22 protein-coding genes are annotated in these 24296 nt (G+C 41.4%); 8 read left to right on the plus strand and 14 right to left on the minus strand.

The window, feature by feature from the left end; translation table 11 throughout:
* The first annotated feature begins 8 nt into the window (after positions 1-8).
* The 6 genes from trpB (at position 9) to xthA (ending at position 4814) form a co-directional block, all read left to right on the plus strand.
* The gene (trpB, locus tag AAEY94_RS17890) at positions 9-1220 is read left to right on the plus strand and encodes a tryptophan synthase subunit beta (protein WP_101086751.1); all 1212 of its coding nucleotides are present in this window, start codon (positions 9-11) and stop codon (positions 1218-1220) included.
* Complete coding sequence (gene trpA, locus AAEY94_RS17895; RefSeq protein ID WP_350979438.1) at positions 1213-2016, plus strand: tryptophan synthase subunit alpha; 804 nt, start codon at positions 1213-1215, stop codon at positions 2014-2016. Before trpB ends, trpA begins: the two co-directional genes overlap by 8 nt.
* A gap of 91 nt (positions 2017-2107) precedes the next feature.
* Complete coding sequence (locus AAEY94_RS17900; RefSeq protein WP_350979440.1) at positions 2108-3001, plus strand: substrate-binding periplasmic protein; 894 nt, start codon at positions 2108-2110, stop codon at positions 2999-3001.
* 120 nt (positions 3002-3121) lie between these two features.
* Positions 3122-3673 carry a septation protein A gene (locus tag AAEY94_RS17905; protein ID WP_162023420.1) on the plus strand — a complete coding sequence of 184 codons (552 nt, stop codon included), beginning with the start codon at positions 3122-3124 and terminating at the stop codon, positions 3671-3673.
* A 35-nt stretch (positions 3674-3708) separates the two neighbouring features.
* A complete protein-coding gene (locus tag AAEY94_RS17910; protein ID WP_101086747.1) occupies positions 3709-4008 on the plus strand; it encodes a YciI family protein in 300 nt (99 codons plus the stop codon).
* Entirely contained in the window at positions 4008-4814 is an 807-nt protein-coding gene (xthA, locus tag AAEY94_RS17915) for an exodeoxyribonuclease III (RefSeq protein WP_101086746.1), read from the plus strand. The genes AAEY94_RS17910 and xthA overlap by 1 nt, the downstream gene beginning before the upstream one ends.
* A 260-nt stretch (positions 4815-5074) precedes the next feature.
* Here the strand turns inward: xthA and AAEY94_RS17920 are convergent, their stop codons facing one another.
* The 9 genes from AAEY94_RS17920 to AAEY94_RS17960 form a co-directional block, all read right to left on the minus strand.
* Positions 5075-6310, minus strand: coding sequence for a hypothetical protein (locus AAEY94_RS17920; RefSeq protein ID WP_350979443.1), 1236 nt, complete (start codon positions 6308-6310; stop codon positions 5075-5077).
* 53 nt (positions 6311-6363) lie between these two features.
* The gene (locus AAEY94_RS17925) at positions 6364-8697 is read right to left on the minus strand and encodes an EAL domain-containing protein (RefSeq protein WP_350979445.1); all 2334 of its coding nucleotides are present in this window, start codon (positions 8695-8697) and stop codon (positions 6364-6366) included.
* A gap of 2 nt (positions 8698-8699) precedes the next feature.
* Positions 8700-9374 (minus strand): cupredoxin domain-containing protein, encoded by a 675-nt coding sequence (locus AAEY94_RS17930; RefSeq protein ID WP_350979447.1) that lies wholly within the window; start codon positions 9372-9374, stop codon positions 8700-8702.
* A gap of 256 nt (positions 9375-9630) precedes the next feature.
* The gene (locus AAEY94_RS17935; RefSeq protein ID WP_101086743.1) at positions 9631-11076 is read right to left on the minus strand and encodes a methyl-accepting chemotaxis protein; all 1446 of its coding nucleotides are present in this window, start codon (positions 11074-11076) and stop codon (positions 9631-9633) included.
* 256 nt (positions 11077-11332) lie between these two features.
* Positions 11333-13576, minus strand: coding sequence for a xanthine dehydrogenase family protein molybdopterin-binding subunit (locus AAEY94_RS17940; protein ID WP_182744981.1), 2244 nt, complete (start codon positions 13574-13576; stop codon positions 11333-11335).
* Positions 13577-13578: 2 nt separating this feature from the next.
* The gene (locus AAEY94_RS17945) at positions 13579-14031 is read right to left on the minus strand and encodes a (2Fe-2S)-binding protein (protein WP_101086741.1); all 453 of its coding nucleotides are present in this window, start codon (positions 14029-14031) and stop codon (positions 13579-13581) included.
* Between the two features lie 2 nt (positions 14032-14033).
* Positions 14034-14642 (minus strand): nucleotidyltransferase family protein, encoded by a 609-nt coding sequence (locus AAEY94_RS17950; protein ID WP_182744982.1) that lies wholly within the window; start codon positions 14640-14642, stop codon positions 14034-14036.
* A 21-nt stretch (positions 14643-14663) separates the two neighbouring features.
* Positions 14664-15686 carry an XdhC family protein gene (locus tag AAEY94_RS17955; protein ID WP_162023425.1) on the minus strand — a complete coding sequence of 341 codons (1023 nt, stop codon included), beginning with the start codon at positions 15684-15686 and terminating at the stop codon, positions 14664-14666.
* 123 nt (positions 15687-15809) lie between these two features.
* Positions 15810-16454 (minus strand): MBL fold metallo-hydrolase, encoded by a 645-nt coding sequence (locus tag AAEY94_RS17960; RefSeq protein WP_350979451.1) that lies wholly within the window; start codon positions 16452-16454, stop codon positions 15810-15812.
* Between the two features lie 276 nt (positions 16455-16730).
* Between AAEY94_RS17960 and AAEY94_RS17965 the strand changes: the two genes are divergently transcribed.
* The gene (locus tag AAEY94_RS17965) at positions 16731-18020 is read left to right on the plus strand and encodes an alpha/beta fold hydrolase (RefSeq protein WP_182744985.1); all 1290 of its coding nucleotides are present in this window, start codon (positions 16731-16733) and stop codon (positions 18018-18020) included.
* Positions 18021-18132: 112 nt separating this feature from the next.
* Here AAEY94_RS17965 and AAEY94_RS17970 read toward each other — a convergent pair whose 3' ends face one another.
* The 5 genes from AAEY94_RS17970 to AAEY94_RS17990 all read right to left on the minus strand — a co-directional run bounded on the left by AAEY94_RS17970 (position 18133) and on the right by AAEY94_RS17990 (position 22874).
* Positions 18133-18789 carry a nitroreductase family protein gene (locus tag AAEY94_RS17970; RefSeq protein ID WP_350979453.1) on the minus strand — a complete coding sequence of 219 codons (657 nt, stop codon included), beginning with the start codon at positions 18787-18789 and terminating at the stop codon, positions 18133-18135.
* A gap of 293 nt (positions 18790-19082) precedes the next feature.
* Positions 19083-19628 carry a thioredoxin family protein gene (locus AAEY94_RS17975; protein WP_335691478.1) on the minus strand — a complete coding sequence of 182 codons (546 nt, stop codon included), beginning with the start codon at positions 19626-19628 and terminating at the stop codon, positions 19083-19085.
* 222 nt (positions 19629-19850) lie between these two features.
* On the minus strand, positions 19851-21320 hold the full coding sequence (locus AAEY94_RS17980; protein WP_335691476.1) for an ATP-binding cassette domain-containing protein: 1470 nt from the start codon (positions 21318-21320) through the stop codon (positions 19851-19853).
* 158 nt (positions 21321-21478) lie between these two features.
* Positions 21479-21769, minus strand: coding sequence for a putative quinol monooxygenase (locus AAEY94_RS17985; RefSeq protein ID WP_162023430.1), 291 nt, complete (start codon positions 21767-21769; stop codon positions 21479-21481).
* 79 nt (positions 21770-21848) lie between these two features.
* Positions 21849-22874, minus strand: coding sequence for a zinc-binding alcohol dehydrogenase family protein (locus AAEY94_RS17990; protein ID WP_350979457.1), 1026 nt, complete (start codon positions 22872-22874; stop codon positions 21849-21851).
* 122 nt (positions 22875-22996) lie between these two features.
* On the opposite strand from AAEY94_RS17990, the gene AAEY94_RS17995 reads away from it, so the two are divergent.
* Entirely contained in the window at positions 22997-23932 is a 936-nt protein-coding gene (locus tag AAEY94_RS17995) for a LysR family transcriptional regulator (RefSeq protein WP_350979459.1), read from the plus strand.
* Positions 23933-24296 lie beyond the last annotated feature (364 nt).

Genomic DNA, 24296 nt, shown 5'->3' on the forward strand with positions numbered 1-24296 from the left:
GAATATTTATGACCGAGCTCAAGCTTAACCCTTATTTCGGCGAATACGGTGGGATGTACGTACCGCAGATTTTAGTGCCTGCATTAAAACAACTCGAAACGGCCTTTGTTGAAGCACAACAAGATGAAAGCTTTATCGCTGAATTTACCGACCTGCTAAAGAACTATGCTGGCCGCCCAACAGCGCTAACACTGACCCGTAATTTAAGTCCAAATCCGTTGGTAAAAATTTACCTAAAACGTGAAGACTTACTTCATGGCGGCGCCCATAAAACCAACCAGGTATTGGGACAAGCGTTGTTAGCCAGACGCATGGGTAAAAAAGAAATCATCGCTGAAACCGGTGCTGGTCAACACGGCGTAGCTACTGCTCTAGCCTGTGCGCTTTTAGGCTTAAAATGTAGAGTCTACATGGGCGCTAAAGACATTGAACGTCAATCGCCAAATGTGTTCCGCATGAAATTAATGGGCGCTGAAGTTATACCGGTTACCTCAGGTTCATCAACCCTAAAAGATGCGTGTAACGAAGCCATGCGCGACTGGTCGGGCAGCTATGATAAAGCGCATTACTTATTAGGCACCGCAGCTGGACCGCACCCATTCCCGACAATTGTGCGCGAGTTTCAGCGCATTATTGGTGAAGAAACTAAAAAACAAATTCTTGAAAAAGAAGGCCGTTTACCCGACGCCGTTATTGCCTGTGTTGGTGGAGGCTCAAATGCTATTGGTATGTTTGCTGACTTTATTGACGAAGCATCGGTTGAGTTGATTGGCGTTGAACCTGCAGGTAAAGGCCTTGATACGGCAATGCACGGCGCGCCGCTTAAACACGGTAAAACAGGTATATTCTTTGGCATGAAATCACCGTTAATGCAAAACAGTGACGGACAAATTGAAGAATCGTATTCAGTTTCTGCCGGACTTGATTTTCCATCGGTAGGCCCACAACATGCACATTTAAACGCTATTGGTCGTGCTCGTTATGAGTCTGCAACCGATGATGAAGCACTTGAAATGTTCCAAACACTCGCTCGTTGTGAAGGCATTATTCCTGCATTAGAATCAGCCCACGCACTTGCTTACGCCGTTCGCATGGCAAAGGAAGCCACTAAAGAAACCATTTTAGTGGTTAATTTATCAGGTCGTGGTGACAAAGATATTTTCACAGTGGCAGATATTTTAGAGGCCAAACAAAAACAACAGGAGAGCGGCAATGAGTAACCGTTATCAAGCAAAATTTGCTGCACTGAAAGCACAACATCAAGGCGCATTTGTTCCCTTTGTGACCATTGGCGATCCAAGTCCTGAATTATCGATGAAAATCATTCAGACCTTAGTTGATAATGGCGCTGATGCACTTGAATTAGGTTTTCCTTTTTCAGATCCATTAGCCGATGGCCCGGTGATACAAGGTGCTAACCTACGCTCATTAGCGGCAGGCACTAAACAAAGTGATTGCTTTGACATTATCGCTAAAATACGTGCGCAATATCCTGAGCTGCCTATCGGATTATTGCTATATGCCAACTTAGTATTTGCTAATGGTATCGATTCATTTTATGCCAAAGCACAAGCTGCTGGTGTTGATTCTGTATTGATTGCCGATGTGCCTGTAGAAGAATCAAAACCCTTTAGTTTGGCTGCAAAAGCACATGGTATCGCGCCTATCTTTATTGCACCGCCTAATGCTGATGCTGACACCTTAAAACTGGTTAGTGAACAAGGTGAAGGTTATACCTACCTATTATCTCGTGCCGGCGTAACGGGCACAGAATCCAAAGCGGGTGAGCCAATTGAGAATATTCTGGCGCAACTGGTCGAATTTAATGCCCCACCGCCACTATTAGGTTTTGGTATTGCTGAACCGGAGCAAGTATGCGCCGCCATCAAGGCTGGAGCAGCGGGTGCTATTTCAGGTTCTGCCGTGGTTAAAATCATTGAAGCGCATCAACATGATGAAGTGACATTATTGGCCAAACTCGCCGAATTTACCGCAGCAATGAAAGCGGCTACATAACGACCACTTTCAGGTTGAAAAAGGAGCGATTTTATTGCTCCTTTTTTTATGTCCGTTATACTAGGATAAATATCAACCAATTCGGTATTATATGAAAAGTTCGTTAATAGGGATTTTAACGATTGCCATTCTATCTGTTATCTGCAGTTTTAAAACTGTGGCGACGTCTGAACAACCTAAAATTATTGTCACTTATAATGCTGCAATTCAAGGCACTGACCCAAAACAGGCTTATTTTGTTTCGTTACTTGAACTTGCGTTAGAGAAAAGTCGCGATAAATATGGCGACTTTCAAATGAATGCCGCCATGATCCAAATGCCGCAGGGTCGAGCACTTAAAATGGTGGCTGATAACACGATTATTGATGTTGTCTGGACCATGACCAGCATTGAACGAGAAGATCAATTACAAGCTATTTATGTGCCATTACTTAAAGGACTAATGGGTTACCGAATTGGGCTGATCCGTAAAAATGATCAAGCTAAATTTGACAACATAAACGCGATAGAAGACATCAAAAAGACCTTAATTGGCCAAGGCGCTGATTGGCCAGATGTACCTATTTTGCACAGTAATGGTTTTACCGTCACATCTGGCAGTGATAGTCGTTTAATAGCCATGTTACTGAAAGGTCGCTTTGACTACTATCCCCGCTCAATACACGAACCATGGCGAGACTTGGACCGTTATCCAGACCTAGCACTTGAACAAAAAATCTTATTAAAGTATCCCGCGCCCATTTATTTTTTTGTCAGTAAAGACAACACATCCTTAGCTCAGCGCATCGAATACGGCCTCAGAAAAGCTATCGATGACGGTAGCTTCGATGACTTATTCTATAACCACCCAATCACTCAAGGTATGTTCAGTAAATCCGAATTAGATAACCGCACCGAATTTGTGCTGCATAATCCCTTTTTATCTAAAAAAAGTGCTGATCTACTAAGTGAAACTCAGTTATGGCTCACCTTAAAACAACAATGATCACTAAGGTTGCAATTGCACAACTGCTTATGGTTCATAAACACTATCTCATCATGTTACAATCGGCGTATATTGTCGTAGTGACAGCTGTTTGTTGTCCTTTTTCTGCAAGAGATTTTTATGAAACAACTGTTAGACTTTTTACCACTGGTCATTTTTTTTGCCGTTTACAAATTCTATGATATCTACGCCGCAACAGGAGTATTGATTGCTGCCACGGCTATTCAACTCGTCATTACGTATCTGATTTATAAACATATTGAAAAAATGCATTTAGCCACCTTCGCCATGGTGACTGTATTTGGTTCACTCACCCTATTTTTCCACGATGATGCTTTTATCAAATGGAAAGTCAGTATTGTTTATGCCTTGTTTGCTATAGGGTTAATTGCCTCACAAATCATGGGGAAATCAGCGCTTAAGAGCATGTTAGGCAAAGAAATGAAAGTAGACGATAGAATATGGACTCAAGTCACATGGTATTGGGTTGGATTTTTTGTATTATGTAGTTTCGCCAATATTTATATTGCGTTTAATTTACCTTTAGAAACCTGGGTTAACTTCAAAGTATTTGGCTTAACCGCCCTTACCTTAATTAACACAGTGATAACGGTAGTGTATCTGTATAAAAATATGCAAGATGACAACTCGCAACCTACTGATAACCAATAATTGTTTATGTAAAATCAAATAAAGGAAGCAGCTATATGTGGTATATGATTTCATCTCAAGATATTGAAAACAGTTTAGAAAAACGTTTATCTGTTCGTGCTGAACATTTAGCCCGTTTACAAGTTTTAGCCGATGAAGGCCGTTTATTAACCGCTGGACCACATCCTGCTATTGATAATGAAAATCCTGGTGAAGCGGGTTTCACAGGGTCATTAGTGGTTGCTGATTTCCCTTCATTAGAAGATGCACAAGCTTGGGCAGATGTGGATCCTTATATTGGTGCTGGCGTGTACAAAAGCGTTATCGTTAAGCCATTTAAACGAGTGCTTCCTTAATGAAAATAGTTTCTTTTAATATCAATGGTATTCGTGCTCGTTTGCATCAACTGCAAGCTCTCATCGACAGTCATTCACCCGATATAATTGGCTTACAAGAAACCAAAGTACATGACGAAGCTTTTCCTGTTGCTGACGTTGAGGCTATGGGGTACAAAGTCCATTATCATGGTGGCAAAGCACATTACGGTGTCGCTATGCTGTCAAAAGCAGAACCTCTTGAAATCATTAAAGGGTATGAAACCGATGATGAAGACGCGCAACGCCGTCTTATTATTGGTCAGTTCACACAAGATAATGGCCGTATATTAACGGTTTTCAATGGTTACTTCCCACAAGGTGAAAGTATCCATCACGAAACGAAATATCCAGCTAAGCGCAAGTTTTATCAAGACTTAATGCTGCATTTAGATAAACATCACAATCCAAGTGAAGACATCGCGATTATTGGCGACATTAATATTTCGCCAACCGATTTAGACATCGGTATTGGTGAGGTTAACGCCAAACGTTGGTTAAAAACCGGTAAATGTAGTTTCCAACCAGAAGAACGTGAATGGTTAGCACGTTTACAGCAATGGGGCTTTATCGACAGTTTCCGTCAATTACACCCTACTCGCACTGAACGTTATTCATGGTTTGATTATCGTAGTAAAGGTTTTGATGATAACCGTGGACTTCGAATTGACGTCATTCTGGTCACAGAGTCAATGTTGCCACGTTTAGTTGAGTCAGATGTAGATTACGAATTACGTGGTATTGATAAACCATCAGACCATGCGCCAATTTGGAGCACATTTAGTTAATCTAAGTGGATGTTAACTGACCCTTAGATTAAACGACATGATGCTTGAACAAAAAACGCTATGCCTAACAGCATAGCGTTTTTTTATGATTGTTGACTCTGCATTAGCCATTAGCCCATGCTTGTAGTTAACCCATATTAGCCGTTAACTAACCTAAACTTGGAATAATAAACACCTTTCAAACTGCTTCCTTTCTTGCTAACTTTGTCTTGCTAACTTTGTCTTGCTAACTTTATTGAATTAACTTGCAGTAGGCTTAACTAAAAAAAGTAACGGCTAGACACTTGCCATTGTTGCTCAAGCAGTTCGACCGATTCATTAAGATACGCTCTAGCAGGTCTGGTTGAATCGACAGCATTGTATTCAAATTGAATAAACCACGGTCTATCGAGTTGATATTGATACGCAAGGGTCAATGATTGGCCATCTTCATTATTATTATCTTCAGGAGTAAGGTCATTATCGGTAACAGAAAAGTCTTCAACTCTTAAACTTAATCTGTGCTTGTCCCAACGTTTACTCAATAACACGTAACCCGATTGAAAATCATTATCGACCACAGGATAACCATCAGTGTTGGTCATTAAGGTGGTTCCTTGCATAAATTGACTGATTAAACTGACACCAAAAGGCAAACGCCATTTTGCGCCAACATGACCAAACTGGGTCAACCACACATATTGACCTTGCTTAACAATATGCGTATTGGCGTTATTATCATAATACCCCGCTTGAACACTGCCTTTATTACGCCAAGTCCACTTTGCGAGTACATGCCCACCAATGCGGTCGTCAAGTTCAGTAAAAGGGTCTGAGTTAGCGGCTTGGGCCTCTAACATACCCTCCTCTTCCATTGCAGGAATGGCAGTGATAGGAATGGTTTCTTGCACTAATGTTTGTCTTGAGGTTTGAGTCCAGCCATGCCAGGCCAGCATAGCGCCGGTGGTATCGTTAAACATAAAGGCTTCTGCAGTTAACGAAAAATCATGCTCTGATTGCCGATATTTCCCTAATGATTCAACCGTTGTCGACAGGCCAATGTGCCTAACCTCTTCGGCCAGCCAACTATTCATGGTTGAATAGTTTAAGGTGAAAGGTGATGCCCATGCGGTAGCGACATTTTCTAACGATATTTGCGGATACATCAAGCCAAACTGAACATCAAACCGAATACCTTGCTCACTCGGAATATCCCGATAACGTAAAATGGCTTCAGTGATACCTAACCCATTATTGATACCATCAACATATCCATTAGCCACAATACGACTCGACCAGGCATCGCCCCACTGGCTGTGATAACTTAACCCCAGTTGTGATAAGGCTAAGTGCGCGCCATAATTAACGCCAAACTTGCCCAATCCACCATCCAAATAAGAATCGATGCTATCGGCATAACCAACACGGACATCTATCACGCCACTGAAATCATGCTCAACATCTGCATGACCAATCACGTCATTATCCAATGGTTCGGCATAAATACTGCTACTCACACACAGTAAGCAACACACTATCCTTGTACGTAAGCCGCAAATAATCAATTCTCCTACAGGTAATCAGATTGCCCTAACCAGTCATTAAACTGTTGTTCAGGCAATGGTCGCGACAAATAAAAGCCTTGGCCCATTTCGCAGTTTAGATTGGTTAACCATTCTAAAGTAGCCTTGTCTTCAATGCCTTCGGCAACCACTTTAAGGCCTAAATTATGAGCTAATTGTAACGTCGATTGCACAATGATTTGGTCTGCTTCATTTTCAAGTAACTTTTGCACAAACGACTTATCAATTTTAAGTTCATCGACCGGCAGCTGTTTCAATTGTGCCAATGAAGAATAGCCAGTGCCATAGTCATCTATTGATAACGTGAGTCCATTTTGACGCAATAACGTGAGCTGTTTTATTGCCAGCTCGGGATCAGATACCACCGCATCTTCAGTTATTTCTAACGTCATCGCGGTAACAGGTACATTATGCTCAGCGAGGGCATTAATGACCCAGTGGCAAAACTGCTCGTCTTTTAAATTTTCAGCCGAAATATTTACTGCTATACACATATCAATGCCCAGTAATTGCCAACGATGATATTGAGCCATAGCTTCGGTAATCACCCAGCGGGTCAATGCATCCATTTGCATGGTTTTTTCAGCGATAGGAATAAACGTATCCGGTGGAATAATGCCTCTAGCGGGATGATCCCAGCGAACTAACGCTTCAACATGGGTAATTTTTTGTTTGGCTAAGTTTAATTTTGGTTGGTAGTAAAGCACTAACTGATTTTGCTCAATCGCCACTTTAAGCTCGTTAATGAGTTGAAAACGTTCAATGCTATTTTTATCGATATTGGCATCGTAGATTTGATAATCACGCTTATTTATTTTAGCGTGCTGCAAAGCCGTGTCAGCTTGTCTTAGCAGGGTAACAATATCTACGTTTGGCTGATAAAAACTGACACCAGCAGTAAACTGCAAATGTAACATTACATCTTGATAGTGATAATCTTGGCCAATCTGATCTTGGAGCTTTTTGAGAAGCACATCAAACGATTGATGTTCACAATGCTTAAATGCTAAAACGAACTCATCACCCGACAATCGATAAGCTAAGGCATCGGGATTAACCTCACATAAACGTTTAGCCACTTCTTTAATTACTTCATCACCTACAGCGTGACCTAAAGTGACATTAATTTCAGTCATACGGCGAATATTAATTAAACACAGACCCATGGTTGACCCCGATACTAACCAAGGTTCAATCATGCGCTGTAATTCATTACGATTGCCTAAATTGGTTAATGGGTCATGATAGGCTTGATGAGCAATGGCTTTTTCTCGTTGTAGAATAGCTTGCTGCATCGAGGTAAATTCATTGGCTAATTGCTGTAGCTCAATACTGGAATCGACACTCACATTAGAATCATAATTACCTTGTGCGATAAAACGTGCCTGGGCAATTAACTGTGTAATAGGTCGAGTGATACTGCCCGAAATCCAAAATGCCAACAGTAAGGACACCGGTAACATCATGACTAACACCGCGACTTGTTGTAACCACTGTGATTCTATTGAAGCCAACAAATCAGAGCGTGATTTATACATATAGGCATGCAGAGACTGACCATCGACTTCACCTAAAGATTGCTTCCAGAGAATATAATCGTGGTTGGTTTTCTCTTCAATGATATAGCGCGATAATAGTGAGCTTTCATCGTCTGGCAACGGCAAACCAGAATGGCCAACCCCAATGACCTTATTTTCAGTTGTTAACATAAAACCGCTGTTTAAACCGGTGAGCTTCTGCAATGAATTAGCTAAGGTATCATCAATAAGAAACCCAAAGCCCACCCAACCGATAACGCTATTACCACCACTAGTGAGTGGCGAAAACTTAATTTGATACAGTTTATTATCTAATAAATAGAATGGACTCAGCGTTTCAAATTCAGAACCTAACTTGTATCGAAACACCTCGTTCTGCTCCGAGCCCAGAGCAACGGCTTCACGGCCTAATTCACCTTGTGAGGCCACCAGCTGGCCAATAACTTTACCTTCAGCAGACACCGCCATTGCTAAAGATGCATTAATCCGACTGCGATGATTATTTAACGCCACTAGAAAACTACGATTATCGCCATCAATAAAGATATCTTTTAAACCAAAATCCTTTGCGGCCGTCGCGGCAAATGCAGCCAAATAATAATTTCGGTTATCATATTGCGACTCGAAAACTAAACTCGCTACTTCAAGTTGATTGGCCACATACTGTTGCTCTAACCTTTGATTAGATTGATACGTTAACCAAAAAGACAAACTCAGTACGGCAATGATTAGCAATACAAAAAAAGCAAAAATCCGAGTTTGCAACCGATTAAAAAATAGCAATACTAGTATCCTTCTAAAAATTCAAATTCATCTAAACTTTGCTGGCTAGGAATATTATCAAATTCTGCCTGTAAGGTGATAGTCATAGCGTTATCTCTAGAGAAATGAACAGTTTTCACTTGCTGATTATCAGGCATTTTTAGCTGTGGATGCCACACAACCAGCTTGAAGTCATCAGCAGGTAAATCCGCAAATGTTACTATTCCTTCTAAATTGGTCACAGCATAATACGGGGTGTCGACCACCAATAAATGTCCAGACATCCAGTCATGAACATTGCAGCCCATAGACACATGCCCTGTTTGCTCAAATCTCAATATTTGCTGTTGTTGCTGATGACGAAGTTTGAATGAAAAACGCTTCGGTCCTAATGCAGAAAAAATATGATGAGTAATATCATCTTCATTGACAAAAGCCACATCATTGCCTTTTTGTACAACAGTAATATAGGGAGAAAACTGCTTATCTTTTTGATGAACTTCAGCTTTTGGCGGAGCAACGGTGGTAACAATATTGGCAGGGTCGCTTGGGAGTAAATACACCACCATGTTTTGTGCTGGTTGGCCTTGGGCATTTAACACCGCAATACTCTGCGGTGCTGCGATCGCGGCAGAGGTACTCAATAATACACAGCTTAAGGTCAGCGCTATAACAACGCGCGTAGAGATAATAATCATTGATACTCCTAATGATGTTTGCCGAATAACACAATAAAGCGCCGCAATAAGGTGGCGATGACACATACACCATGCTATTCACAGATATCTAATAGTGTAATGCGACTAACTCAAGTGGTGTTCGACGACTAATTAGAGTCAATACACCTAAACCACCACTTAACAACTTAGTAACAGACCAGATACCTTAGTACTTTATTTCAAGCTAATCAAAAATATATCAACGATCTCCTCTTTAATGATGAGGCTGTAAGCGCTAGATTTTATATTGACTTAAAATCGCAGCTAAACCTTTAGACGATTGATTCAAATCTTTAGCTAATACACCAGCTTGTTTGGAAGTACTGCGAATCGTTTCCGATTGATGACGAATTTGATTAAGTTGTGAGGCGATATCCCTCGCAGACATGCTTTGTTGTTCCGCGGATGCGGCTATTTGGCTGCTCATATCGAACACCGCATTAATAGACTCAGCCATATGAGTAATATCATCACCGACCGCCTTAATGCTCGCACTCCCTTGGTCTGCTTCAGCAACAATCACATTGGTAATACTGGTCAGTTTTTTAGAACCTTGTTGCAACCCTTCAATCATGTTTTGAATTTCTACGGTGGCTTTTTGGGTACGCCCCGCAAGGGTTCGCACTTCGTCCGCCACCACAGCAAAACCACGACCTTGCTCCCCGGCACGCGCCGCTTCAATGGCAGCATTTAATGCCAATAAATTGGTTTGTTCAGAAATACTATCAATGGTAGTAACAGCATCATTAATTTGGGTGGCATCGCGGGAGAGCTGCTCGACAGATGAAAACGCTTCAGCGATACGCTCAGACAAATAGCTAATACGTTTGACGGCATCGTTAATCTTACTTTGGCTTTGATCCATTTGCGTTGCATTTTGCTTAGTATTTAATGATGTATCACTCGCGTGATGTGACACATCGGCTATGGCGGCCGTCATTTGATCCATGGCGTGTGCCACTGAGTCTAAAAAGTGATGTTGCTGATCAATCAGCTCGTCGTTGGTACTGGCTTGATGATTAAACTCGTTAGCGGCAACAGCCAAGGTTTCAGCATTACTGCGGATAGCACTGACCATTTCACTCATATTATCGGCGCAACGATCAATATCTTTGGCGATTAAACTGAAGTCGTCTGTACCAAAAAAGTTTAACCTCATGGTTAAATCACCGTCAGCTAGACGCTTGATTGCCATGTACATTTCCCATAAACCTCCCCCTAATGAGGTTGAGATCCAGTAACTCAACTGAAATAAGGGTAATAAACCCACCAATGCGATTATTAACATAAAACTAGTTTGGCTTAACGGCTCTTGTTCCGACGGTTGTACATTTTGACTCATCGTTAAAAATTGGTTGCCCACACTCGCCGATGCCGTCACTACATCGCCGCTACGTAACGTATTGTCGCGCCCAGATAGCTGCAATTGATTTTCTTGGGCAAATTGCTTAAGGGCATCATTTGCTAAACCTTGATTATTAGCAACCGAAGCATAACTTTCAATACTTGCTTTAACACGTTGTAACGATGTTTGTTCAATTAAGTCGTTTGTTTGTTGGTAATTCATTAGCGCTACAACACTGGTGATCAATGCCACAAGTGAACACACCACCCAAAATTTTCCATTTAGGCTGAATTTAATCAAGATTGCATCAATTTTTCTAAACTGGATTTGCTTCATATAAGCTTCCTAAGGCAATTGGCCATTATCTCAACAGTGAAAACAAAACGACATAAACGAATAACACCCACACAAACGCCAATTAATATTATAGAAGAGTCTGATTATTCAGATTCAATTACTATTCAATAACCAACATTTTTAAATTTTTTTTGCACACAATAATAATGCCTAAGTGCGCATACACTTAGGCATTTGGCTTATTTATTATCGGCTTAAGATAATAAAACTTAAGTGCTATAGCTCACGAAAATGGCTAGATCGATAAAAACTTATTAAGCGGTAAATCGCGATATCTGATCCCCGTGGCCGCAAAAATCGCATTGGTTAAACTCGGCGCAACAGGCGGTACGCCTGGCTCACCAACACCGGCAGGTTTTGCCGTAGACTCAATAATATAGGTCTCAATATCAGGGCATTGCGGTAAACGCAATAACGGATAATCATGGAAGTTAGATTGTTCAACCTTGCCATCTTTAAAGCTGATTTCGCCCATCATGGCTAAACTTAGCCCAAAAATGATTGCGCCTTCTAGTTGTGATTTAACCCGATCAGGATTAACCACTCTACCGGCGTCAATCACCGCTATGGATTTCAATACTTTGAGCTGTTTATCCACCACTTCAACTAATGTTGCTACCGCAACATAGCTAACAAAACTGCGATGAACAGCCATACCCCAACCTTGGTTTTCAGCCGCTTTAGGCGCATCTGCCATTACCGCTTCTAACTTATCTAACACCTTATGATAACGGCCCACATCAACAGGATGATCCGCTAACTCCTCACCGTAATTACCATAAGTAAAAGCTTGATTTTCAAACGGCTCAATTCGAGACGGACCTAATAAATCACGCCACATTTGCACACAGGGTTTGTTAGCATTTACCGCTATTTCGTCGACAAAACTGCCAATACCAAAAGCATGTTGAATATTACATACTGATCGCATCCAACCTATACGAGTGTGTGCAGGAGCTTTAACGGCTTCAAGTTGGATATTTTTAAGGGCTAGCGGTACATCGCTAAAACCTAAATCAAGTTCGCCAGCTGAAGGATATTCAACACCTTCGGCAAATGTTGAACTAATTGAAGGGAAACCAGTACGCGCTAATAATGCTGTCGGCATCTTATTGCTGTCTAATGCAACTTGATACATCTGTGCACTGATCGCATGGTAATAACCGTTTTGAATTTCGTCTTCTCGACTCCAGCAGACTTTGATCGGCTTATTGAGTTTTTGCGATAAAATAGCGGCTTCAACACTAAAGTCCGGCTTAGATTTACGTCCAAAACCACCGCCCAACAAAGTCACATTAACCGTAACTTGCTCTTCTTTAAGGCCTAACGCACCTGCCACATTTTGCTGGGTACTTTGTGGTGTTTGGCTCGAAGCCCACAACTCGCAACCTTCAGCCGTCACATTCGCCGTTGCTACTGGCGGCTCCATCATTGCATGAGTTAAATACGGAACGGTATAAACGGCCTTAACCGTAGAAGCTTGTGGCCAATCAGTAACAGACTCACCTAATTGACGCATCACTTTACCCGGTTGGTTAACTCGCTCGACCAAGCCTTGCAAATATGTCTCTGAGTCATGACTATCATTAATCGATTTAGACCAGGTAATGGTTAACGCTTTACGTGCTTCAATTGCACTCCAGCTGTTTGTTGCAATCACGGCAACCCCACCTAGAGCTTGGAATAATGGCGCACCTTTAGGCACTGGCAAAGTAATAATATCAACCACCCCAGCAATCTTACGAGCTTTTGCATCATCAACACTAACCACATCACTGCCTAACACTGGCGGACGAGTGATACTGGCATACAACATTCCATCGAGTTTAATATCATATCCGTATATTGCTTTACCCGTTAGCATCGCATCCATGTCGACAATGGTGTGGGATTGACCGATATGAGTGAATTCACTTTCGGGCTTGAGCACAACCGAATCTAACTCTGGCATCGCTAATGTCGCTGCAACTAGTGCTAACTCACCGTAAGTAAGACTCTTTTTACTGCCTTTGTGATGGACTTTATGAGCTTTAGCGTACACTTCAGTCACTGGAACTTGCCATATTTGTGCTGCGGCTTGTTCAAGCATGGTTCTGGCGGTTGCGCCCATTTGGCGCATACGTTGATAATGCTTACGGATACTGCGGCTACCATCGGTATTTTGGCTGCCGTAACGTTTGTCTGCTAAACCTTGAACCACGACAACCTTATCCCAATCAGCTTCCAATTCATCAGCTAAAATTTGTGGTATGCCCGTTCGGATCCCTTGTCCCATCTCAGATCGATGACAAGTCAAATACACCTTATTATCTTCCCCAATGGCCACAAACAAGTTCATCATTGCTTGCTTGTCTTGAGCTAACGCCATTGGGCTCCAACTTAAGCCTGTTGCGCCTAACGCTAATCCACCACCGACTGCACCAAATATCTTTAATACGTTACGACGACTAATATTTTCAACTGCTGTAAATGTGGTCATGATTACGCCTCCGAAGCCGATTGAATAGCGGCTTTTATCCGTGGATAAGTCCCACAACGACAAATATTACCCGACATGGCATCGGCTATTTGTGTTTCAGTAGGTTTGGGCGTCGAGGTTAATAACGCAGCAGCAGACATTAACTGCCCCGCCTGACAATAACCACATTGCGGTACATTATGTTCTAACCAAGCTTGCTTTAACTTTTCAGCCTCAAGACCTTCAATAGTGGTAACTTGCTTGCCTTGTACTTGTTTTAAACTGGTTAAACACCCGCGCATAGGACTACCGTCAACATGAATAGTGCATGCCCCACAAAGCCCTGCGCCACAACCAAATTTGGTGCCAGTTAGGCCTAATATGTCACGCAATGCCCAAAGAACGGGCATATTAGGGTCAGCATCGAGGGTGAAATCCTTTCCATTTACCATCAGTTTTTGTGTTGGGGTTGTCATAATTAATCCTTATTATCTAACCAACGAGCTAAGTCAGCTGGTGTATCAATATCAAATTGCGCTTGTTCCATCTGAACAACGTTCAAGCTATTATTTTTATCATGTTGTTTTAAAATGCTTTTAGCACCTTTATCGCCATCAATCGACATCAAAACATTAATATCTTCAGCTAAAAAAATAGCTGGAACACCCACATTTTGCAGGTAAAAAGCGCAAGTAGTTAAGTTATTACGAATATAGGCTTCTATCAATTGCAAATACTCTGTTTCTTGCAAAGCCACTTGGTCGGCTAATACGATTAACATTGCATCTGCTTGTTGGCTTTGAGCATAACGCCCTGCAAGTTTTACCGAGCTTGATAAGCCTAACTGCCAATTATCATTGATGAGCCGATGATGATCCGCAGTGATCGCCAATACTTCATCCGTTTGATGTGCACCTAACATTACCACCGCTGGGGCGATACCCACTGCGGTGGTGACGCGATCGAGAGTCTGCAGGCAATGCTCAAGTAAGCTTAGTTCGCCTTGCACTTTGGCGACAATTTTAGCACCGTTAAAACGGCTGCTAGCGCCAGCGGCTAAGATTACAGTAACAATTTTAGGCTTCATGAATGCATGTACTCTGAGAGTTTATGACAACATCACCGTATCAAGGCTGGTTAACTGACTTTGATACAGCACTCCATGGCATTGAGATAATATACTGAGCCCAACCGAACCAGGCAGCTCGCCGCCTAATGCTAACCCTGCAGGTGCCGAAAAATAGCCACTAAAATCATCGACACTGAGTTCAGCCATGCTCAACACCTTGTCACGACGATGGGTAGGACCCAATAACGAAATATAAGCCAAAGGTATGGTTTGGAGTACCTGTAATGTTTTAGCATCAATTTGTAAATTATGGCTCATCACAAAGGCGGCATCTAAACTAGCCAAAAGTGTTGTAGACACTTCTGCTGTTGGTTTCTTGATGATCTGACATCCAGGAAAATCATAAGTACGCGCATAAGCAGTACGTTCATCAAACACACTGACTTTCCAACCAAGTGTTTGCGCCATTTGTGCAATAGGTTGTGCATCTAAGCCACCACCAAAAATACCAATGTGTACTGGTGGTCTAACTGGAATATGCAACACAGTATTATCTTGATCGACTACTGCGCGAGTTTTACTATTGAGAGTGACAGATGTTGATAGCTCGGCGCCTTGTTCGACAAAGTGACCACTTAGTTTATTGACCGGCGTGCCATCTGCAACAACATCAATTTGATACACACCTGCATGACCACGCATTAAGGCGTCATGGACACTCACCAAACCAAGATAATTGTTCGATTTATTTAACGACACCATCATGATATTAACAATACCACCACAGCCCAGCTGATAACTGGTATCAGACTCATCGGTTGCGTCATAGGTTAACTGAATAACTTGCTGAGTTTGAATCGCACGTTGGGCGTGACGACGTAAATCCGCCTCAAGACAACCACCACTTAACATCCCTAGGCTTTTACCCATTGGATGAAATAGCATTATGGCGCCAGGTTTGCGGTAAGAAGACCCTTGTACTTGGGTAAGAACGGCGAGTACCCAGTCTTCTTGATAAGAAGGTAACCAGGTATCGAGTAAATCAACGAGGTGTTGAACCATGTTGGTTGTCCATCATTTGTAAACGCATTATCTTAAGCTAACAGACTGCGTTTACAATGCAAAGAATCAATGGTTTCAACTTATTAATAAATAACCTCAATGACCTGATCACATAACAATTTGTTAATCAAATAACTGATCGGCAACAAAAGGGTTATGTTGTCGCTCATCAGCGAACGTCGACATAGGCCCATGACCGGGAATAAAACTGACATTGAGCCCTAATGGCCATAATTTGGTGGTAATGGAGTGAAGTAAATCTTGATGATTAGATTGCGGAAAATCAGTTCGACCAATTGAGCCTCTAAAAAGCACATCGCCAACCCAAGCTAAATCAGCCATTTTATCATAAAAAACAATGTGTCCGGGTGTATGCCCTGGACAATGCAACACCTGTAAATGTTGTTCTCCCACACTCACTTCATCACCTTCATTAAGGTACTGATTCGGCTCAAAAGCTTCAGCGCGTGGAAAACCAAAGTTTTGACTTTGTTTAACTAAATTTTCTAACCAAAATTTATCCGCTATGTGCGGGCCTATAATCGGAATAGCTAATTTTCTGGCTAATTCAGCTGCTCCACCAACATGATCTATATGACCATGGGTTAATAATATTTGTTCAACACTTAAGCCTAACTTAGCCACCTCAGCTAAAATTCGGTCAATATTGCCACCAGGATCAACAACCGCAGCCTTTAAGGTCTTTTCGCACCATATAACACTACAATTTTGCTGAAAAGGCGTTACGGGGATGATTTGATACTTCATCGACAACCTCGTTCTTTATGATCATTCGGTTAATTATCAGTTAATTTTACCTAGGCAGATTTGATCTAGATACCTATTTAATGTGATTTCCATCGAGTTACCGATTGTTAATCGTTAAGATGGCTCATAAAATAGTACCATTCGCGCCTAAATAAGCGCCCAAGCACCGTATGAATCAAACCATATAGATGCGCCTCTAACACCAAAAAATAGCACCGGTACATCAGAGTTTGAAGAAATTTGCTGTCCCATTAATCAACACTGAATAGGCATTATATGCACACAGAACTCACCTTAGCAGACATTGTTGCTCGTAAGCACTTTTTCTCTGTGCCGTTAGACTATCAACAAAGTCCAAGTAAACAGATTACAGTTTTCGCTCGGGAAATTGTCAGCGTTGAGAACCAACATAAAAAGTTGCCTTATTTAGTGTTTTTTCAAGGTGGGCCAGGATTTGGTGCCGTCAGACCGATCAGCAATAACGGTTGGATAAAACGTGCGTTAACTGAATATAGAGTATTATTACTCGATCAACGGGGCACCGGACTATCAAGCCCAGTTAATGCCACCAGCTTAAGCTACATGAGTTCAACAGACCAAGCGGACTACCTAAGCTTTTTCCGTGCAGACAATATTGTTCGAGATGCGGAGTATATTCGCGCAAAATTATCGCCAGACCAACCTTGGAGTATTTTAGGCCAAAGTTTTGGTGGGTTTTGTGTATTGCATTATTTGTCTGCTGCGCCAGAAGGCCTAAAAGAGGCATACATTACTGGTGGTATTCCTTCACTAGACCGCCCTGCCGAAGAGGTTTATCAAGCCACTTATCAACGTGTCATCGCTAAAAACAATGACTTTTTCAAGCGTTTTAGTGATGCACGCACCTTAGTCGATGACTTAGCAAAATACCTTTACGAAAACAAAGTCTACTTAGCCACTGGCGAGCAACTCACGGTCGAAATGTTGCAGTTGTTAGGCATTAATATCGGTATGGAACAAGGCCCTGAAGCGGTTTACTATCTGCTTGAGCAAGCCTTAATTGAAACGCCGCATGGTATCGACATTAATCCACTGTTTTTACATCAGTTCAGTCAATTTCTCGACTATAACACCAACCCTATTTTTGCATTAATGCATGAGTCTATTTATTGTCAGCAACAAGCATCAGCTTGGGCCGCACACAGAGTACGAGCACAATACAGCCAATTTAACTATCGTCCTGACAAACCATTATTGTTCACTGGCGAAATGGTCTATCCGTGGATGTTTGCCCAATTTGAACAACTCATTCCACTGCAACAAGCCGCTGAACTTATCGCAGCGAAAAAAGACTGGCCTGCGTTATATGACCTAGAGAAACTGGCGAATAATAAAGTCCCGGTTGCAGCCGCGATATACAGCGAAGATATGTTTGTCGAAATGCAATACAGTTTAGAAACCACTAAAAAAGTGGCTAACCTTAAGTACTGGCTCACATCAGAATATGAGCACAATGGTATTCGTATGGACGGCGAACGCGTACTCGATAAATTGATAAGCCTCAATCGTGGCCACTGTTTGCGCTAGTGACTCAATACTGGTCAACGTGTTCAGCTTCAGTAACTTAAAAAAGGGGGCATAAGATTACTCTTATGCCCCTTTTTCATTAATATCAGTCGCGTAAATAGCGACTTATCAATTATAAAACCTGTAATACTTGCTCAATGTTTAAACGAGATTTTGGTAACTTGGCGTTGTAGTCTTCATCTGAATGATGATAACCAAATGCTAATGCGACTTCACACACATAACCGTCCAGCTCTTTAGCAAATATTTGGCCTAGCATTTCACTATCAACACCTTCCATTGGCGTAGAGTCGATACCAAGACGCGCTAGCGTATGCATAGTGTTACCTAATGCTAAATAGGTTTGTGACTTAGTCCAAGCCGCATTGTTACCCGCTTCATCAGTGTTTAAGTCAACAAATGCGTATCCACCAAATGCAGCTTCGCGATCTTCAGGCTTAGTACGGCCATCAATAATGCCTTGATCTACCACTTTGGCATAATCTTCACGGGTATACTTAGGGTTATATGCAAACAATATAGTATGTGAAGCCGTTTTAGCATGCGGTTGATTAAACTGAAACTTATTAGCATAAGAGTCATGTAAACGTTGCTTGGCCTCGTCACTTTCAATCACGATAAACTTCCATGGTTGAGAGTTAATTGATGACGGCGATAACACCATAGCGTCATAAATCACGGCTAAATCTTCTTTTGGCACGCGTTTAGTCGCATCGTAGCGTTTGGCGGTGTAGCGTTTTTCTAAATCAGCAATAATGGCATTGGTCATGTGATATCTCGATTTTACAATCATTAAAAGGACTGGCAGTTAACGACATTGATTAATGCTGTTGATTAATATCATCGAGTAACTAGCCTTGTTAGTCACAACTATTTGTCGTAAATAACATCTAAAACTCAAACTAAACTCAAACTAAACTCAAAAAAACAAAATACAAATTAACAATAAATACAATTAGTTAACAACACAGTTAACTTGAAACTTTCTTTGCATTATTATTGTGCTTAAAAACAATTTTTCAAGGTTTATAGCTCATTAAATTTATAGCTAACTAAAATGGCTTATCGCCATTTAATAGAGCAACCCATGCTGGCTGTTTGTTGTTTAGGCCCTTTGCCTATTGCAGCAATCATTTGCATGGCTTGTAGTAGTTCAGGTTCTCTGTTCGGCGCATCTTGCAAACGCGCATCATCTAACCTGCCACGATATTGCAATTCACCGAAATGATTAAAACCAAAAAAGTCAGGAGTGCACACTGCACCATATTGCTTAGCCACTTGCTGATCTTCATCCACTAAATAAGCAAATTCAAAACCATGTTGCTTGGCAAAACGCAGCATATTTTGTGGCGAGTCGGCCTCAACTTCATGATAATCATTAGACATGACCGCTAACACATTGATGCCTTCAGCCATTAATTGCTTTGTATCCGCAGCTAAACGCGTCGCAATGGCTTTAACATAAGGACAATGATTACAAATAAACATGATCAATAAGCCCTTTTCTCCTAAGTGCTCACTCATGGTAAAAGCATTACCATTGGCATCTTTCAAGGTGAAATCAGGGGCTTTCCAGTCATAATCGCAAATGGGTGTATCAAGTAGCATCAGTTTCCTTAAGCGTGTCGCTGTATGTCTATAGCCCTATTACAGCTCAATTCACTCAATATTCAAGGCTATCTGCGTTAATGTGGTTATGATATACAAAAGTTTAATCGCCATATACAGCATAATAATTGAAACATTATCAATTATTATTAGAAAATAAACTCACAAACAAAAATAGCCAACTTAAGTTAGCTATTTAGAAACTCTTTTAACACGACGGTATTACCCCTGAGAAACCACCGCCCGATAACCATCTTGGTTTTCATCTTGCACAAACTCAATATAGTGCTGAATACTGTCTAGGCTATCTTCTTGATAATGCGAGACATACAACAATTGACTTAAGTGTTCTTTGGCAATGAGTTCAAGGGCATTTTTAATCAGTCGGCGTCCCAAATAATCCAAACCTTGATAAGGCTCATCGAGGATCAATAAGGTCGGTTGTTTCACTATGGCGCGAGCAATGAGTAATAAGCGTTGTTGGCCATATTCTAATTGTCGAAAAGCGGTTTTACTTAAATGGCCCATGTGTAAAATGGCCAACCATTCTGTAGCGACAGATATTTGTTGTGCCGTCGGTTTTTGGTACAAACCAATAGAATCATAAAAACCAGAAACAATCACATCCAGTGCGCTACAGTTAACCCGATATTGCTGATGTAATGCCGAAGACACCATACCTATATGCTGTTTAATTTCCCAAATACTTTCGCCAGACCCTCTTTTTTTGCCAAAAATATCAATGTCGTTGCTGTAACATTGTGGATGGTCGCCAAAAATAAGCCCAAGCAAAGTACTCTTACCGCAACCATTTGGCCCTTTTACTTGCCAATGCACGCCATTATCAATACGCCAGTTCACGCCCGAAAAAATCACTTTATCGCTGTAAGCCACTCGTCCATTGTTTAACTGAAAAACCGGGTTAGCAAATAATGGCTTGTGTCTGTGACGACGAATTAGCGCCAATATATCATCACTTTGTTGACCCGCTTGCGCCGTTAACTGGGCAATAACAGGATGGTTATCCCACTGTGATTTGGTCATCATAGTGTCTAATTTACCATGACTAAACATAGCAACATGTTCAATCCAATCTGGCATATCTTCTTCACGCGACACCACGACCAGTATCTGTTTGGTTTGAGATAATTGTTGTAAATATTTAGTCAGAGTCTGTCTGTGTGCAACATCAAGACCTGCATAAGGTTCGTCGAGCACTAAAAAAGGCACTTGAGTTGCTACTGCACGGGCAAGCATGACTCGGCGGCCTTCACCGGTAGACAATTGAGCAAAAGGACTTAAGCTTAAATGCGTTAAATCTAATTGCTGCAGCAATTGATGGGTTAAGTCATTGTCATGGCATTGATTAAAAACAACCCCAAACACGGTCGTTTTAGGATCGGTATATCCCAGTGACTCACTGTCATCTTGCTCTAAAATAGCTTCAAGCAGTGATTGTTGCTCAAGCAATGACACTAATGCCACACAAGCTGGCGTGACACCGGTAATATCGCCACTATACGTTAAGGTTTGTGCATCAACTTGCTGGGTTAATAACTGACCAAGTAATGCACCGACATCACCTTCGGTGCTAAATACCCCCCAAGATTGTTGTGATTCAATCACCCAATCATCAATATCGACAGTGACACTCGATGAACAACACTGCAACTGCGTAAATCTGATTTCCATCTTGCCACTTATCCTAATATTTAACCTGAACTAGGTTTAATCAAGTCGATTTATCACTTGAGTGTCTCATAAGAGACTAAAAAAAATCGACAAAAAAGCAGAACATTTTATGTTCTGCTTTTGGATGTCATTCAATTGAATCGCCAACTTGAATAAAACTAGTCGATAACGGTCATTTCATTCAACGTAAATTCATCAACAGCGCCTTGAGTTGCAGCCACAAAATCGGCTAAATGCTGATTTTCCATATGCACACGCCATAATTCACGTGTCTGCCAAGTCTCATAAAACATAAAGTGAGCAGAGTTATCATTGTCTCGGTGTAATTCATAGCTAATACACCCTTGTTCAGCGCGTGTAACGTCAATCAGCTTCAGTAACTCAGTTTTCACCAATTCAATTTTGTCCGCTTTGGCTTTAATATTGGCTACAATCGTTAAATGTGACATGTTGATTCCTGTTCGATAATATAAGTGTTCGATAATATAAGTATTTAACATTACTCAATAATATAATTTAAGGTCTTAATTAAAACCCTTCTAACACAATTTTACCAATCGCACGGCCAGCTTCTAACGCCTCATGTGCAGCACGAAGATTTGCAGCATTTATTGCGCCCATGTGCTGGCCTAACGTAGTTTGAATAAAACCTTGGTCGACAAGATCCGCTACTCGGTTAAGTAAACGTCCCTGCTCATCCATATCGACTGCGTTAAACATCGAACGAGCAAACATAAACTCCCAATGTAATGACAAACTCTTTAGCTTTAATTTAGTCACATCAAGCGCAACTGGATCGTCAATCATCGCAATCTTACCAAACGGTGCTAATAACTCTGTGTAACTGTCAAAATAAGTATCGGTGCTGTTTAGACTCGCAACATGAGTAACAGGGCCAATGTTTAATGCCGCTATTTGCGCAACAAGCGGTTTAGTGTGGTCGACAACATAGTCCGCACCCAATTTCTTAACCCACTCACTTGAGCTTGCACGTGATGCGGTACCAATAATAGTTGCACCCGTAATGGCTTTAGCCAATTGTACAAATATAGAACCCACACCACCGGCAGCGCCAACAACCAAAATAACTTCGTTTGATTTCTCTTTCGCGCCAGGGCTTTGCTGCTTAATCGATAAATGCTCAAACAACAATTCCCATGCTGTTATCGCCGTTAATGGTAGTGCTGCAGCTTCTGCATTCGACAAGCTTTTAGGCTTCATGCCCACTAAGCGTTCATCAACTAACTGATATTCAGCGTTACTTCCTGTGCGAGTAATATCACCAGCATAGTACACCACATCACCCGGTTTAAATTGGCTTACCTTATCACCTGTTGCAATGACTTCGCCAACCGCGTCCCAACCAATCACTTTAACTTCACCGTCTGCAGGTGGCATGTTTAAGCGCACTTTATAATCGGCAGGGTTAACTGCAATGGCACTCACTTTAATCAATAAATCACGACCTGTTGCAATGGGTTGATCCAATGTCACATCGATTAAAGATTCTGGGTTCGAAATTTCAAGAGACTGTTTATATCCAATAGCTTTCATAAGATTGTTCCTGTGATATATAAAATAAGGTTGCTCAAACTTGATGAAGCTATATTAGCGCTTGTTTTATCTCCCATAAACAGCATAATAATTGAAACATTATCAATTAAAAATCGATAATCATGTTATTAGAAGACCTTTATGTGGTGCTTAAAGTCGCAGAGTTTCGCAGCATCACTGCCGCGGCAACCAATCTAGACATGCGCACCGCCACCGCTAGTGCTGCATTAAAACGCGTTGAAGCCAGTTTAGGCGTTGAACTTTTTATTCGCACCACCCGGCAACTTCGTTTATCGAGCGCTGGCGAAAAGTATATACCGCAGTGTGAGCAAGCCATGTTAATGCTGGAGCAAGCAAAGCAAAACATGAAAGGTGAGCTGGACATTATTGATGGTGACTTACGCTTAGCCATATCATCGGATCTGGGGCGTAATATTGTAATCCCTTGGCTTGATGAATTTATGGATACTCATTCAAAAGTGAGTTTGAGAGTCAGCATTAGTGATGCCAACGTTGACTTTTATCGCGACGCTGTCGATTTAGCTTTACGTTATGGTTCACCTAATGATGCTAATTTATACGGCTTTAAAATTTGTAATGTGCCAAGGCTAATTTGTGCATCACAAACTTACCTTGATAAATTTGGCACCCCAACACATCCACAAGAATTGGCAGAACATAATGCCCTGCTATATCAATTACAAAACTTAACTCACGACATCTGGGAGTTCACCAAAGCTGACAACAGTATTAAAGTAAAAGTATCCGGTGACCGGGTTGCCAATGATGCAGACTTAGTTAGACGTTGGTGCGTTAATGGCAAAGGAATATCAGCTAAGTCATGCTTAGACATGTCACATGACTTACTGACCAATAACCTAGTGAGGATAATGGCGGACTATCCCGTTAAATCCACTGAACTCTGGTTAGTATTTCCTAGCAGACAATCTATTACACCCGCTGCGCGATTACTGCGTGACATGCTTAAAGACAAAACTCGCAGTATTTTACTGCAACTAATAGAGAAAGGCATACTCGATAAAAGCGTGTTGGATTGATAAGACTAACTATGACATCTTATTCATTATTATTCCGATAACCTTATTCAATTCTGGCCTACGGCATTAACGTTTTAACGTTCGCTAACTCCAGCGTTGGAAAAGCAAAAGACTATCGCGTAACGACGTGCCAGATGACATAAAACCAAGATAAAAAACCATGAAAAATTGCCCATAAAACTGACTTATTTACACTCCATGAAATAGCGATAGATAACGCTGTTCCAAAGGTTATTCCATATTTCGCTATTTCATTCCTTGAATCTTTCATTAATCCTATTCCTTGTTTTATTTTATTCAGTATAAAATCATAATTCAATTTGATAGTGATAATACACGGAGCTGCGGCAAATCGGTGCCTAAG

This window comes from Shewanella sp. AC34-MNA-CIBAN-0136 (assembly GCF_040309945.1).
Classification (GTDB): Bacteria; Pseudomonadota; Gammaproteobacteria; order Enterobacterales; family Shewanellaceae; genus Shewanella.